At 33.3% G+C, this 15,639-nt stretch carries 9 protein-coding genes; 3 read left to right on the forward strand and 6 right to left on the reverse strand.

The features are described from left to right. Position 1: 1 nt before the first annotated feature. The 3 genes from AC3IS6_RS05945 to AC3IS6_RS05955 all read right to left on the reverse strand — a co-directional run bounded on the left by AC3IS6_RS05945 (position 2) and on the right by AC3IS6_RS05955 (position 2,352). Positions 2-490 carry a flavodoxin family protein gene (locus AC3IS6_RS05945; RefSeq protein WP_173965379.1) on the reverse strand — a complete coding sequence of 163 codons (489 nt, stop codon included), beginning with the start codon at positions 488-490 and terminating at the stop codon, positions 2-4. Positions 491-497: 7 nt separating this feature from the next. Continuing rightward, positions 498-1,946, reverse strand: a complete 1,449-nt coding sequence (gene sufB / locus AC3IS6_RS05950; RefSeq protein WP_374174582.1) for a Fe-S cluster assembly protein SufB — start codon at positions 1,944-1,946, stop codon at positions 498-500. A 76-nt stretch (positions 1,947-2,022) separates the two neighbouring features. After that, positions 2,023-2,352, reverse strand: coding sequence for a HesB/IscA family protein (locus AC3IS6_RS05955; protein WP_055097560.1), 330 nt, complete (start codon positions 2,350-2,352; stop codon positions 2,023-2,025). Positions 2,353-2,691: 339 nt separating this feature from the next. On the opposite strand from AC3IS6_RS05955, the gene AC3IS6_RS05960 reads away from it, so the two are divergent. Further along, entirely contained in the window at positions 2,692-3,549 is an 858-nt protein-coding gene (locus AC3IS6_RS05960) for an MBL fold metallo-hydrolase (protein WP_489164087.1), read from the forward strand. An 85-nt stretch (positions 3,550-3,634) separates the two neighbouring features. Here AC3IS6_RS05960 and AC3IS6_RS05965 read toward each other — a convergent pair whose 3' ends face one another. Both AC3IS6_RS05965 and AC3IS6_RS05970 read right to left on the reverse strand, forming a co-directional pair. Continuing rightward, a complete protein-coding gene (locus tag AC3IS6_RS05965; RefSeq protein ID WP_489164088.1) occupies positions 3,635-4,327 on the reverse strand; it encodes a glycoside hydrolase family 78 protein in 693 nt (230 codons plus the stop codon). 2 nt (positions 4,328-4,329) lie between these two features. Further along, entirely contained in the window at positions 4,330-10,635 is a 6,306-nt protein-coding gene (locus tag AC3IS6_RS05970) for a T9SS type A sorting domain-containing protein (RefSeq protein ID WP_489164089.1), read from the reverse strand. Positions 10,636-10,924: 289 nt separating this feature from the next. On the opposite strand from AC3IS6_RS05970, the gene AC3IS6_RS05975 reads away from it, so the two are divergent. Continuing rightward, positions 10,925-12,559, forward strand: coding sequence for a S8 family peptidase (locus AC3IS6_RS05975; RefSeq protein ID WP_489164090.1), 1,635 nt, complete (start codon positions 10,925-10,927; stop codon positions 12,557-12,559). Between the two features lie 60 nt (positions 12,560-12,619). Continuing rightward, positions 12,620-14,500 (forward strand): M1 family metallopeptidase, encoded by a 1,881-nt coding sequence (locus tag AC3IS6_RS05980; RefSeq protein WP_489164091.1) that lies wholly within the window; start codon positions 12,620-12,622, stop codon positions 14,498-14,500. Between the two features lie 187 nt (positions 14,501-14,687). Here the strand turns inward: AC3IS6_RS05980 and AC3IS6_RS05985 are convergent, their stop codons facing one another. Continuing rightward, positions 14,688-15,626 (reverse strand): L-threonine 3-dehydrogenase, encoded by a 939-nt coding sequence (locus AC3IS6_RS05985; protein WP_489164092.1) that lies wholly within the window; start codon positions 15,624-15,626, stop codon positions 14,688-14,690. Positions 15,627-15,639: the final 13 nt, after the last annotated feature.

A 15,639-nucleotide genomic window follows, 5' to 3' on the forward strand; every position in this document is an offset into this window, starting at 1 on the left:
TTTATATAAATGTCAATTCTATTTTTGTTGTTTGGTTTAAGATGTTGGCATTAAAATGCGCATGTCCTAAATATTCCATGCCTAGATAATCGGCTGATTTTTTGAACGGAATGTAAAAACTATCTTCAATTTCATTGTCGTGTGAATTTGAAATCACACCAATTTTCTTTCCTCTGAGTTTTCTTCCGGTTTCTTTTTCAATTCGGATTAAATCCGAAAAGCGATCAAAGAATACCTTCATGATTCCACTCATATTATACCAATATATGGGCGTTGCAAAAATTAAAGTGTCGTACTTTTCGATGATACCTTTAATTAAAGGAAAAAAATCATCTTCTCTGTTCTTACTTTCGTAATCATAATAGGAAATATTATAATCACTCAGATCAATTACCTCTATTCCGGTTTCTTTAGAAATTTCATCCGCAATTCGGGTTGTATTTCCGTTTTTTCTGGATGAACCTAAAATGATTACTTTCTTACCTTCCATTTCGTGATTAACCTACAGATCCTTCTAGAGAAATTTCTAATAATTTTTGAGCTTCAACAGCAAATTCCATTGGTAACTTGTTCAAAACATCTTTACTGAAACCGTTTACAATTAGGGCAATCGCTTTTTCAGTTGGGATACCTCTTTGGTTACAATAAAAAACCTGATCTTCTCCAATTTTACTTGTAGTTGCTTCGTGCTCTATTTTGGCCGATGGATTTTTACTTTCGATATAAGGGAAAGTATGCGCCCCGCAATTGTTTCCCATTAAAAGAGAATCACATTGCGAAAAGTTACGTGCATTTTCCGCTCTTGGACTAATCTGAACTAATCCACGGTAACTGTTTTGTGATTTACCAGCTGAAATACCTTTGGAAATAATAGTCGATTTAGTGTTTTTTCCTAAATGGATCATTTTAGTCCCTGTATCGGCTTGTTGGTAATTATTGGTAACGGCAATAGAGTAAAATTCTCCAACTGAGTTGTCTCCTTTTAATACACAAGAAGGATATTTCCAAGTCACAGCAGAACCTGTTTCCACCTGTGTCCATGAAATTTTAGCGTTTGTTTCGCACAAACCTCTTTTGGTAACGAAGTTGTAAACCCCACCTTTTCCTTCTTTGTTTCCAGGGAACCAGTTCTGAACGGTAGAATATTTAATTTCAGCGTCATCCAAAGCGATTAATTCAACCACCGCAGCGTGCAATTGGTTTTCGTCACGACTTGGAGCAGTGCAGCCTTCCAGGTAAGAAACGTAGCTTCCTTCGTCAGCAATAACCAAAGTTCTCTCGAACTGACCTGTTCCTGCCTGATTGATTCTGAAATAAGTTGAAAGTTCCATTGGGCAACGTACGCCTTTTGGAATATAACAGAAACTTCCGTCAGAGAAAACTGCTGAGTTTAATGCTGCGTAGAAGTTATCTTTTTGAGGTACAACGGTTCCTAAGTATTTTTTAACTAATTCTGGATGTTCTTTTATGGCTTCTGAAATTGGGCAAAAAATGATTCCTTTTTCAGCAAGAGTCTTTTTGAAGGTCGTAGCTACAGAAACAGAATCGACTACAATATCCATAGCAACATTGTTCATCATTTTTTGTTCATCGACAGAGATACCTAACTTTTTGTACATTTCTAAAAGTTCAGGATCTACATCATCCAAAGTTTTGTTTGGATCTACTTGTTTTGGAGCAGAATAGTAAGAGATTGCTTGAAAATCTGGTTTTGCATAATGAACATTTGCCCATTCTGGTTCAATCATTTCTTTCCAAGCGCGAAAAGCTTCAATGCGCCAATCGGTCATCCACTGAGGTTCTTCTTTTTTAAGGGAAATAGCTCTTACGATGTCTTCATTTAAGCCAATAGGAAATGTCTCCGATTCAATATCAGTATAAAATCCGTATTCGTATTCTTTAGTTTCGAGTTCGATTTTTAAATCGTCTTCAGTGTATTTTGACATTTTTTAGTTTTTTAAAACGCTTAAAAAGTGATTTTCTTAAGCGTTTAAATTTTTGCTTTTGTTAGATTCTTTTAATTTATAGCGAAAAAGATTCTCCGCATCCACAAGTTCTGCTTGCATTTGGATTATTGAATACAAATCCTTTTCCGTTCAATCCTCCTGAAAATTCAAGTATTGTTCCGGCTAAATACAGGAATGATTTTTTTTCAACTGCGATTGTTATGTCGTTGTCTACAAATATTTTATCGTCGTCGCCTTTCGTTTTATCAAATTTTAAATCATATGACAAACCAGAGCATCCACCACTTTTTACGCCTACTCTTACGTAGTCGCTGGCGGCATCAAAACCATCATCTTTCATCAAGTCGATGATTTTCTTTTTTGCTGTATCAGAAACTTTTATCATTGTTTATGGTATTTGTTTTTGCTTTCATTTCAATTTGCTTTCAAAACAGTAATCCAATTATTACATTTTAAAGTGCTGTCTTTCAATGTTGAAATGAAATTATCTGCAAAGATACGACTTAAAAACCTTTTTCCATAACGGTTCACATTATTATAACAAATGTTAAAATAGATATTAGTTATATTATGGAAGGGAGGTATTATTTATGATAGAAAAAAAGGAATAAGAAGTGTTCAGTTTTTTTTTTAAACAATGAAGTTTTGATTTTTTTAAACAGAAAATTTTAGCATAAGGTGATTGTATTTCCTAGCTTTGTTTTCCTATTAGAAATATATTCACATGAAACTTTACCCTATAGAATCCGGAAATTTTAAATTAGATGGAGGCGCCATGTTTGGCGTAGTTCCTAAAACCATCTGGAACAAAACCAACCCGGCCGATGCGAATAATTTAATTGATATTGCGGCACGTTGTCTGCTTATTGAAGATAGAAACCGCCTGATTTTGATTGATACCGGAATGGGAGATAAGCAATCGGAGAAATTTTTCGGCTATTATTCACTTTGGGGATCGCATTCGATAGATAAATCTTTGGCGAAATATGGTTTTCATAGGGATGATATTACTGACGTTTTTATGACGCATTTGCATTTTGACCATTGTGGAGGGAGTGTGCAATGGAATTCAGACAGAACTTTTTACGAGCCTGCTTTTAAAAATGCAAAGTTTTGGACGAATGAAAATCATTGGGAATGGGCAACAAAACCCAATGCACGCGAAAAGGCTTCTTTTCTTTCAGAGAATATTCTGCCTATGCAGGAAAGTGGACAGCTGAATTTTATAAAGCGTCCCGAAAGTGATTTTGGTTTCTCTGAGGAAATGAATTTTGGAATTTATTATGTGGATGGCCATACCGAAAAACAAATGATTCCGCATATTCAATATCAGGATAAAACGATTGTTTTTTGTGCCGATTTGTTAGCTACAGCAGGGCATATCCCATTGCCTTATGTAATGGGTTATGATACACGACCTTTGTTAACAATGCCTGAAAAATCAAAATTTTTAAATGCTGCTGCAGACAACAATCATTATTTGTTTCTAGAACATGATGCTCACAATCAAATTATAACGGTGGAACATACCGAAAAAGGAGTTCGATTGAAGGAGGTTTTTAATTGCGAAGAAATTCTTTAGAAGAAACTTAAAATATAAAAAATCCTGTTTTCAGTATGTCGAAAACAGGATTTTTTGGTTTAACTAATTGTAATTATTAAGATTTTTAATTGGTTTTGAATTTCCAAATCTGACCAATGGTTTCCCCTCCTTTATTGTCTTTTACGACAATTTTCCAGAAGTATTGGGTTGTTGGTTCTAATGTGACATCAAGTGAAGTTGCGCTTGTGTTCTCACTTATTTTTACTGTAGGCGGATTGGTTTTTCCAAAATAAACATCGTAGGTAAGAACATCATTGCTATCAACATCTGCGGCTTTCCATTTTAAAGAAGCGGTTGTTGTATTCAAAAGAGAGTTTACAGCTGGCTGTATTAATTCTGGAGAAAAAGGCAAATGATTTACAACTGCATCACCACTGGTGTAAAGTTTATATGTAGAAGAATAGCTACTTGCCAGTCCTTTACTGTCGGTCGCTTTTACTCTCCAATAATAGGCAGTGTTTTTCTCTAGTGCGATTGAAGTATCATTAGTAGTCACTTCTGAAGATTTTACAATTTGTGCAAACGTATTTTCTTTTGCTACCTGAATCTGATAGGTTATAGCGTCTTTATTTGAATCTGTAGAAAGATCCCATTGAAAAGAAACGGTATTGTCTACACATAATTTGTTATCAATGGGAGCTTTTAACGCAGGTACACTTGGCGCCTCATTGACCGCTTCCGGAGATCCTGAATCATCACCGCCGCCGCAAGCTGCGAATAAAAGACCAATGATTGTAAGGGATATAAAATTCTTCATCTTTATTTTTTTATAATTTTAATGTATTCCGGAGTCTCTAAATAGATTTTGGCAGCATAAATTCCTGAAGGGTGATTTTCAAGATTTAATAGTGCTTTTCCGTTTTCGATAGTGTACGTTTTAGTCGAAACTAATTGACCGGAAAAGCTATATAATTCTATTTTAACTTCCTTTTTAGTACCTGGAATCTCTATTTCAAAACTTCCTGAAGTAGGGTTTGGATAAGCCGATAAAATTTGTGATTCGAAATCTGAAACCGATACTTTTTTAGAAAAAATACCTTCACAAGCTTTTGCGGTCGCTACTTCTACTAAGGCGTTTTTAGTGACATCTACAGTAAAAGTGGCATCATTGGTTTGAAATTGCTCTGTTCCGTTAACAAACACGGTAAATGGAGCCGTTCCTTCAGTAATTTCAACATCAACTGTTTTAGACGTTACGCTGGATTTTCCTGTAACAGTAGCACCTTTTGCTATGGTAACCGCAAAGTTTTGCTCGAAAATCACATCCGGAATAGTAATCTTGATTTTGTAGTTTCCTGGAGCCAGAGCGTTAACTTTTAAACTATTGGCGGTAAAAGTATAAGGCTTGTCGTTTATAGTCGCAGTATAAGCATATGTTGCCTTACCAAGAATGCTTATTTCTCCATTATTCTCACCAAGACAAGATTCACTCTTCGTTTCAATGGTGAAATTGTAGGCAGACAAATTCAATTCTCCGGTACATTCTGTATTGTAAGTTGCAGAAGCATCTTTTTTGTACGGCCAATTGGTGTTGGCATAGGTTACGTCATCAACCAAAATACAAGATAGTTTTGGATTTGATGAAAAAGAGACATAATTGTTGTTTAGTAATGTGTTTTTACCATTTTTAAGATTTAAACTCGTTAATTGGTTAAAGTTGACTATTAAACTGGTTAATAGAGGGTTTTTTGAAACATCGATTGTTCCAATTTTATTCTCGTTAACTTCAAGACCATTTAGTAAAATATTATTTGAAACATCAATAGCTGTTAATTGACATTTTTTAGCATTTAAATAAGTTAGAGCTTTATTTTGAGAAACATCTAAAGTTGTTAATTCGTTTGAAAAAACACTTAAACTAGTTAAAGCTGCATTTTTAGAAGTATTTAAAGCTGTTATTTTGTTTCCGTAAACACTTAGTCCTTTTAAGGCTGAATTGGCAGTTACATCAATATTTGTAATTTGATTTGAACCAACCTCTAATCGAGTTAATGCTGTATTTTTAGATACATTAACCTCTGTTAGTTTGTTATTATCCGCAACTAAAGTTTGTAAAGCTAAGTTGTTTGAAACATTTAATTCCGTCAATTTATTAGCACCACAATTTAGAGATTCTAAAGCAGTATTTTTAGAAAGCTCTAATGTTGTAAGCTGATTATCTGCTATGTCTAAAATTTTTAATTTTAGGTTTTTAGACAGGTCTATTTTAGTAATTGCTCCATGATAGCAATAAAGACTTTCTAATGATTTAAAATCTTCAATTCCTGTTAAGTCTGTTACTCTATTTCCTAAGTCAATCGCAGATATCGACGTAACATTTTCAATTTTTGAAGTCAAAACTTTTCCGTCAATTTCACCAGAATCATAACCTTGAGAAATTAATATTTTCTCAAATCTTGGGTCGGGAATTAAAGTGTATTGAAAGTTTGGCGGACATGGTGTAGCCGAATAGCTTGCAGTTGCGTCTTTAGCAATCCATTTTTCTGTAGAAAAAGCAGCATCGTCAACCTGAATACAACGTAAGTTTGGATTTTCAGTAAAGTTTCCAAAAATCATATTTTGCATATTAGCATTATTGCCGTTCTTTAGATTCAGGGTATATAAATTGTTACCAGCACAATCAAATTCCCTTAACTTTATATTTTTAGAAACATCTAAATCTCTCAACTTATTAAAACTAAGGCTTAAAGCAGTAAGGTTAGTAAAGTAAGATAAGTCAAGATTTGTGAACTCATTATTGCTGATGTTTAGATTAGTTAATGAAGTACTAGCTCTAAAAGACGAAGAGCTTAGTTTGTTTTTACTTATATTTAAACTTGTCAGTGATTTGTATTTTAGGGCATCAAAAACTGTCAATTGATTGTTGCTGCAGTTTAAAGATGTTAATGAAGAAAAATCTTGTAATCCTGTTAAATCAGTAATCTCACTATTTGAGATGTTTAAACTAGTTAAAAATACAATATTCATTGTAGCAACTTTTCCATTTTTCCCATCCTTGTCGATACCAAGACTTATAAGTTTCGCTTCAAATTTTGGATCTGGAATTAATGTATAAGGTACTGTAACTGGGCAAACGTCTGTTGAAAAAGCAGCAGTTTGATCTTTTTTGGTTTTCCAATTTTCATTAGAATATGCAGCATTATCAACTTGAATGCAAGTTAAATCAGGATTAGCTGTAAAGTCTAAATTAGTTAATAATGTATTTGCCCCATTTTTGATGTTAAGGTTTGCTAATTTATTTCCAGAAAGAATAATTACAGTTAGTTTTGAGTTTTTCGATAAATCTAATACTCTCAGTTGGTTTTCAAAGGCATTAAATTCAATCAGTTCCGTGTTTTTTGACAGATCTAAAGAAATTAATTCTCCACGATATACGCCCAGGCGAGTTAGTTTAGTATTTTGACTTAAGTCTAACGTTTTAAGTTTGTTGCCTGTGATACTCAAAGAAGTTAAATTAACATTTTTTGAAAGATTTAAAGTAGTGAGCTGCGATGAGCTTAAACTCAAAGAAGTTAAATTAACATTTTTTGAAAGATTGATATCCTGAATAGAATTTGAATCGGCTGTCAAATAAGTTAAAGCTTGATTTTTAGAAACATCTAAGGTCGTTAAAGGATTATTAGAAACATCTAACTGAATTAAAGATGTAAAACCTTCAATACCTGTTAAGTCTTTAATATTTCGGTTTCTTAACTCATTCATGTATTTAACTTGTGAGATATTTTCCGTTTTTACTTTTCCGTTTTTACCATCCCTGTCGATTTTTTGAGCAATAAGAAAATCTTCGAAATTTGAATCGGGGATAAGAGTATAAACTTCACAATCTAAGCTAAAACTAGCAGAAGGGTCTTTAGTGACACTCCAATTTTCTGTAGCTGAAATATTAGCAACCATAATACAAGTTAAAGTGCTGTTACTAGCTGAGTTTAAATTTTTTAATGCGCTATTTTTAGACAAATCAACTTTTGTAATTAAATTGTTAGAGATATTTAAAGTTTGCAAAGCCGTAAAGCCTTGAAGACCTGTTAAATTTTTAATAGAGCTGTTAGATACATCTAATGAAGTAACATTGTTGATACTAGAGTTTAAAACGGCACCATTTCTACCATCAGTATCGATTCCAAGACTGATTAATCTGTCTTCGAATGCTAAATCAGCAATTGTGGTTGCAAGACCGCAATTCAATGCATTATAGTTTACTTCTGGATCTTTTATTTCGGACCAGTTAGTATTAGAATACTCAATATTATCAACCTGAATACAGCTTAAGTTTGCGTTTCCTTTAAAATCAGGGTAATAGGTTGACCCAGATCTTCCTTCTATATTTGTAAAATAAATCCCTATATTTTTTACGAAGTTTGAATTGTTTCCATTCTGTAAATTCAGGCTTGTCAAATTGTTATTTCCGCAGTTTAGAAAAGTCAAAGCAGTATTCTTGCTTAAATCCAATGAAGGTATTTGATTTGTCGAACAGCTTAAAGTTTTTAATAGTTTATTATTACTGACATCAAGGGCTGTTAATTTATTACCGCCAATTAGTGCTACTTCTAATGCTGTGTTTTTCGACAAGTCTAAAGAGCTTATGTTGCTGCTTTGAAATTTCAGCATTTTTAATGCAGTATTTTGGCTTAAATTCAGTTCTTCAATTTGAACTTGCCAAACGTCTAATTCTAAAAGTTTAGTGTTTTTTGTAAGATCTAAAGTTTTTAAAACACGAGCACTTCCGTTAGCACCGGCAACTAAATACTCAAGTGCAGTATTTGAAGAGGTGTCAAACGTCGTTAGATTATTGCTTGTACAATCTAAAAATGTCAATTTAGTATTAGCTTTTAAGTTTAAATTGGTAAGCGAATTGTAGCCTACATTTAACTTCTCTAAAGCTAAATTGTTACTTAGATCTAAGGTAGTCAATCCATTACTGCTGCAACTTAAAGTTGTTAAAGATGTGTTTTGAGTTACATCTAAGTTTTTAAGTGGATTTGAATTTATTTTTAATGATTCTAAAGCAGTGTTTTTGGTAAAACTTATAGCTTTAAGTTGGTTGCTGGAAGCGTCTAACGATTTTAAGTTTAAATTGTTTGAAACGTCTAATGTTGTTAATTTGTTTCTATCAACTTGCAAAGTAGTAAGAGATTTATTTGCAGAGACTTCTAAAGCTGTCAAGTTGTTATTAAAGGCTAAAACTTGTGTCAATTTAGTGTTTTTTGATATATTCAGTACGCTCAATTTGTTTCCGTAAACCGATAATTCATTTAACTCTGTATTTTTTGAAAGATCTAAATTTTCAATCTCATTAAAATAGCATTTTAAGTTGGTTAAAGCTGTAAAGCCTTCAATACCGGATAAATTTTTAATATTTGCACTTGAAACATCTAAAATTGTAACTCCTTCAATGCTTTCGGTATTTACTTTTCCATTTTTACCATCTTTATCAATACGCAGCGCAATAAGCTTATCTTCAAAGTTTGAATCTGGAATTAAAGTAAAAGTGTCACAATTTAAATTAAAACTTACTGCTTCATCTTTAGTCGTTGCCCATTTTAAAGCTGCGTCAACATCTGTAACTTGTATGCATTTTAAAGAAGAATTATTAGAGCAATTTAAAGTATTCAAAAATTTATTTTGAGAAACATTTAATCGTTTTAATGAATTACCAGAACAATTTAATGTTGTTAAAGAAGTAAAGCCTTCAATTCCGGTAAGTTTTGTCAGTGAGCTATTAGAAACATCTAAAGTAGTTATTGCAGCAATGCTAGAGTTTAAAACAGCCCCATTTTTGCCATCTGTGTCAATTTTTAAAGCGATCAGCTTATCTTCAAAAGCAGTATCTAAGACTGTCATTGAACCACATTCAAAAGGGTAAAAATTTGAGTCTGTATCTTTATATATCCACGTAGTTTTTGCATATTCTACATTATCTACAGCAATGCAATTAAGTTTTGGATTATCTCGAATATAAATACTATTTGTTTTTAGAAGGGAATTATTGCCGTTTTTCAAATTTAACGTTGAAAGTTGGTTTGATTCGCAGGTTAAATAATTTAAAGCAATGTTTTTACTTAAATCAAGACTGGTTAATTTGTTGTTACGTATAAACAATTTGGATAATTTCGTATTGCTGGAAAGATCAAGTGAAGCTAACTGATTGTCAAAGCAATAAATCGTCTGTAAATTTATATTTTCTTTTAAGTTAAGAGATGTTAATTTATTGCCTTCAACTGATAATGAGCTTAAAGCTTTATTGTTAGATAAGTCTAAACTGGTAAGTTGATTGTTTTCGCAGCCTAAAGTTATTAATTGTAAGTTCTTGCTAAGATTAAGACTCTTCAGTTTTCCATTGCCACCAGTTTGAGAGGAATATGTTGAGCCTTTGCAAAACAAACTTTGTAATGCTGTAAAGTCTTGTATTCCTGTTAGGTCAGAAACAAGAGCTCCATCTACGGCAATCGTTTTTACGGTGTTAACATTCGAAGTCAAAACTTTGCCATCGACAGTTCCAGAATCAATTCCTGAAGAAATAAGAGCTTTTTCAAACTCGATATCAGGAATAAGAGTATATTGTTCAGTTCCCGCGACATAAACTTTAACATCATCAATTAGAACATCAAACGCTTCGCCGTCAAAACTAAAAGTTGAAATAGATAAATCATAAGAAAGGTTAGCATCTGGTGTAAAACTAGATTCTCTCTCAGTCCATAAATTATTCGTAGCAAAAGTACTTCTAGATAATGTAGTAGCACTTCCGGTCTTGGAGATATTCAATGAAATAGGATGACTTCCGTTATAATTATTAGTGAGATATTTATACCTAAATCTTACAGTATAAGTAACTCCTGCTTTTAATGGAACTTGATTGGTAATTTTAGGAGATAGTGTTATATACTTTAAATTGATACTGTTGTCTCCCTGAATAGCTTCAAAGCTGCGGGAGAAAGAATTTTCATTTGACCAAGAGGTTGGAAAATTAGATTGCCAGCTTTCGAATCCGCCATTCGGAACTAAGTTGGTTTGTGCATAAATAGAAAAATTTGCCAATAACAGCAATAAGAGTAGTTTTGTTTTCATAGATTCGGATTAGAATTCAGTCGCGCAAGTGTACAAATTTCAATTGGCATTTCCTTACGGGAACACGTAAAGATCAATTTCTTTTAAAGGTTTAAAAAACGTATACCTAATGAGCTTTTTTTTGAGAGAATAAATAGTGTAAGATTTTTGATTCAGATGAGGTTTACAAGACTCTTAAGGTTTCTTAAATGTTAAGGCAAAATTCATAAGGCGGTGTTAATCGTTAGTTTTATGTAACAAAAAATCATAATTTAGGCCCATATTTAACTTTAAAATATTTATTAGATACATGAGTCATATAAAACATTTCAAACTATCTGCTTTTACATTAATCGTTTTAGCAGGTTGCAGTACCACTTTGCAAGCGCAAAAATCGGCTACACAAGAATTTATTAAAGCTCCTTTAACCGTTGTTAAAAAAGCTCCTGTTAGCGAAAACGAATTAAAAAGATGGAGTCATCTTGATCTAATCAAAGATTCAATTCCGGGAATGAGTGTCGATAGGGTTTATGCTGAATTATTACAAGGTAAAACAGGAAAAAAAGTGATCGTTGGAATTGTAGATTCTGGTGTCGATATCGAACATGAAGATCTAAAAGGGATGATCTGGACGAATCCTAAAGAAATTCCGGGTAACGGAATCGACGATGATAAAAACGGGTTTGTGGATGATATTCACGGGTGGAATTTCTTAGGAAATGCTGTTCATGAAAATCTTGAAATGACGCGTGCGATTAAAAAAGGAGATGATGGTTCTGCTGAATATAAAAATGCTTTAGTACAATATGAAGAAAAATATAAAAAAGTTATAGAAGAGAAACAACAAGTAGATTTTTTAATTGATGTTCATAATACTATAAAAAAGGAGCTAAATAAAGCAACTTATAAATTAGAAGATTTAAACAAGATTACTTCAACTGATTCAAAATTAGTCGATAGCAAAATGATTATGACTCAGATTTTTACTAGCGCTGGACCAACTTTTGACCCTGAAGCAGAATTTGAAGATTATAGAGAATCAGTCTACGATCAATTAAATTACAACTTAAACAAAGAGTACGACGGTAGAAAAATTGTAGGTGATAATCCGGAGGACATTAAAAATACAAATTATGGAAATAATATTGTTTTTGGACCTGATAAAGAGAAAGCACTTCACGGAACGCACGTAGCAGGAATCATTGCACAAATTCGAGGGAATAACTTAGGAGGAGACGGAGTTAGTAATAATGTAGAAATCCTGACTGTAAGAGCCGTTCCTGACGGTGATGAGTATGACAAAGATATTGCCTTAGCTATTCGTTATGCAGTAGACAATGGAGCAAAAATAATCAACGGAAGTTTTGGAAAGAGCTTTTCTCCTCATAAAAAATGGGTTTATGATGCGATAAAATATGCGGCAAAAAAAGATGTTTTAATCGTGCACGCAGCTGGAAACGATGGTTATAACATAGACGATATAAGAAACATCAATTATCCAAACGATTCAGAAGATAACGTCAAAGAATTTGCAGACAATGTGATTACAATTGGTGCTATAAATAAACAATATGGTGAAAATGTTGTGTCTTCATTTTCTAACTTTGGAAAAATTAATGTCGATGTTTTTGCTCCTGGAGAAGAAATTTATGCAACGATTCCGAATAGTAAATATAAATATTCCCAAGGAACTTCAATGGCTTCTCCAAATGCCGCGGGAGTTGCAGCATTGATTCGTTCTTACTATCCAAAATTAAAAGCAGCACAAGTAAAACAAATTTTAATGGATTCAGGGATTGCACTCCCATCAATGGTAGTCTTAGGTACAAATCCAAATCCTGATGCAAAACCTGTAGCGGTTTCATCTGCAGAATCTTCAAGAACAGCTAAAATGGTCAACGCTTACAACGCTTTATTGATGGCCGAAAAAATGTCAAAAAAATAACTAAAACCAAATATTAATTAATGGAAGAGTGTGAGCTCTTCCATTTTGATTGAAATAACGATGCGAAAAATTATACTATTATCTTTTTTGAGTTTGGGTTTAAATTCAGCATTTGCGCAAAGTGCACCTTACTGGCAACAGCATGTTGACTACAAAATGGAAGTATCCATGGATGTGAAAAATTATCAATACAAAGGGAAACAAGAGTTGATATATACCAATAATTCTCCTGATACGTTAAGAAAAGTTTTTTATCATTTGTTTTTAAATGCGTTTCAGCCGGGAAGTGAAATGGATGCACGTTTGCATACCATAAAAGATCCCGATGGAAGAATGGTGTCTAAGGTTAAAGGTGCGGATGGAAAAGAAACCAAACAAAGCCGAATAGAAACTTTAAAACCAAACGAAATAGGATACTTAAAAATTTCAGATTTTAAACAAGACGGAGTTTCAGCACAAACAAGAGTTTCTGGAACTATTTTAGAAGTTACTTTGGCGAAACCAATTTTACCAAATTCTAAAACGACATTTACTTTAGATTTTGATGGACAAGTTCCTGTTCAAGTTCGTCGTACAGGACGTAACAATTCAGAAGGAGTAGAATTGTCAATGTCGCAATGGTACCCAAAATTAGCCGAATTTGATTTCGAAGGCTGGCATGCAGATCCTTACATCGCGAGAGAATTTCATGGAGTTTGGGGTAATTTTGATGTGAAAATTACAATCGACAAAGACTATACAATTGGTGGTTCAGGATATTTACAAGACAAAAATCAAATTGGCCATGGTTATGAAGATGCAGGTATAACCGTTACTTATCCAAAGAAAACAAAAACATTGACATGGCATTTTATTGCGCCAAATGTTCATGATTTTACTTGGGCAGCTGATAAAGAATACACACACGATATTGTAAAAGGACCTAATGATGTTGATTTACATTTCTTCTACAAAAACAATCCGAAAACTACAGCAAACTGGAAACAATTAGAGCCTTTGATGGTTAAAGTAATGGATTATTACAACCACAGAGTTGGAGCATATCCGTACAAACAATACTCTTTTATTCAAGGAGGAGACGGTGGAATGGAGTACGCAATGTGCACTTTGATGCTTGGAAACGGAACTCTTGAAGGAATTTTAGGAACAGCAACTCATGAACTTGGACATTCATGGTTTCAGCATATTTTAGCTTCAAACGAATCAAAGCACCCTTGGATGGATGAAGGTTTTACAACTTACATCGAAGACAGCGCTTTGAATGAATTAAAAGGCGATAAAAAAGAAGTTAATCCATTTGAAGGAAATTACAAGGCTTATTACAGTTTGGTAAATTCTGGTAAAGAACAGCCTCAGACGACTCATGGAGACCGTTATGACGAAAACCGTCCGTATAGCATTTCATCTTATGTAAAAGGAAGTCTTTTTCTTTCTCAGTTAGAATATGTAATTGGAAAAGATAATGTTGACGCTACTTTAAAAAGATATTTTAACGATTTTAAATTCAAACATCCAACTCCAAACGACATCAAAAGATCTGCAGAGAGAGTTTCAGGAGCAGAATTAGATTGGTATTTAATTGATTGGACAGGAACGACCAATACAATTGATTATGGTATTAAAGATGTAGCTGATAATGCAGGAAAAACCAATATCACTTTAGAAAGAATTGGAAGAATGCCAATGCCAATTGATTTGAAAGTAGAATATACTGACGGAACTTCTGAGAATTTCTACATTCCGTTAAGAATGATGAACTTCATTAAACCGAATCCGAATCCAAATGAAAAAAGAACTGCTTTACAAGATTGGGCCTGGGCACAATCGAACTATAGTTTTACAATAGACAAAAACAAAACAGCAATCAAAAAAATCACGATTGATCCGAGTGGATTAATGGCGGATGTAAAAGCTGCAAATAATGTATATGAGGTAAAATAATCTTCGTTTTAGAATATAAAAAAGTCTCGTTTAATTTTAGAAATAAATTTTAAACGAGATTTTTCATTTAATAGAATTTTTGCTAAAAATAAGAGTGAGATTAAAAAGAACTGAAAAATCCAGAGGCAAGTTATAAGCATAAAAAAAACGCACAATTTGTGCGTTTTTATATTTTGAAAGTAGATTGTTATCCTAAATGCTCTAACATATCTTTTGTCATCGATTCAAGATCAAAAGTGTGTTTCCAGTCCCAGTCTTCTCTTGCCTCAGTATCGTCAATACTTGCCGGCCAGCTGTCTGCAATTTTTTGACGGAAATCAGGATTGTATGTTATTTCAAAATCAGGAATATGTTTTTTAATTTCAGCAGCAATTTCAGTAGGGGTGAAACTCATTGCGGCTAAATTGTATGACGAATGTATCTTGATTTTCTCTTCTGGTACTTTCATAATATTAATGGTAGCATCAATTGCATCATCCATATACATCATTGGCATTTTTGTTTCAGAGGATAAAAAGCACTCGTATTTTTTATCGGCGATAGCCTTGTAAAAAATATCAACAGCATAATCTGTAGTTCCGCCACCAGGAGGCGTTGACCAGCTAATTAAACCAGGATAACGGATGCTTCGTACATCAACACCATAAATATTGTGGTAGTATTCGCACCATCTTTCTCCGGCTTGTTTACTAATTCCGTAAACAGTAGAAGGTTCCATTACAGTATATTGAGGCGTGTTTTCTTTAGGTGTAGTAGGTCCAAAAACGGCAATACTGGAAGGCCAGAAAATCTTTTTTACCTTTTTGGCTTTTGCTAAATTTAAAACGTGAAATAATGAATTCATATTCAGATCCCAGGCAAATGCAGGGTTTTTCTCGGCTGTAGCCGACAAAAGTGCCGCCATCAAATAAATATCAGTAATTTGATGTACTTCAACAAGATGCTCGATTTGGTTAAAATCTAAGGCATTGACCACTTCAAACGGACCAGAATTAACAACGTCTGTATTTAATTTTCTAATATCAGACGCAATAACATTGTTTGTTCCGTATAGTTTGCGCAGTTTTTGAGTCAGTTCTGTCCCAATCTGACCGCAGGCACCAATGATTAATATTTTTGGATTCATTTTTTGAATGGTT

Source organism: Flavobacterium sp. KH_035, assembly GCF_057839565.1.

Excerpts from the sequence above, each read along its gene's own strand:
- AC3IS6_RS05945 (WP_173965379.1), bottom strand. The coding sequence starts at position 490 with ATGGAAGGTAAGAAAGTAATCATTTTAGGTTCATCCAGAAAAAACGGA.
- sufB (WP_374174582.1), bottom strand. The coding sequence starts at position 1,946 with ATGTCAAAATACACTGAAGACGATTTAAAAATCGAACTCGAAACTAAA.
- AC3IS6_RS05955 (WP_055097560.1), bottom strand. The coding sequence starts at position 2,352 with ATGATAAAAGTTTCTGATACAGCAAAAAAGAAAATCATCGACTTGATG.
- AC3IS6_RS05960 (WP_489164087.1), top strand. The coding sequence starts at position 2,692 with ATGAAACTTTACCCTATAGAATCCGGAAATTTTAAATTAGATGGAGGC.
- AC3IS6_RS05965 (WP_489164088.1), bottom strand. The coding sequence starts at position 4,327 with ATGAAGAATTTTATATCCCTTACAATCATTGGTCTTTTATTCGCAGCT.
- AC3IS6_RS05970 (WP_489164089.1), bottom strand. The coding sequence starts at position 10,635 with ATGAAAACAAAACTACTCTTATTGCTGTTATTGGCAAATTTTTCTATT.
- AC3IS6_RS05975 (WP_489164090.1), top strand. The coding sequence starts at position 10,925 with ATGAGTCATATAAAACATTTCAAACTATCTGCTTTTACATTAATCGTT.
- AC3IS6_RS05980 (WP_489164091.1), top strand. The coding sequence starts at position 12,620 with ATGCGAAAAATTATACTATTATCTTTTTTGAGTTTGGGTTTAAATTCA.
- AC3IS6_RS05985 (WP_489164092.1), bottom strand. The coding sequence starts at position 15,626 with ATGAATCCAAAAATATTAATCATTGGTGCCTGCGGTCAGATTGGGACA.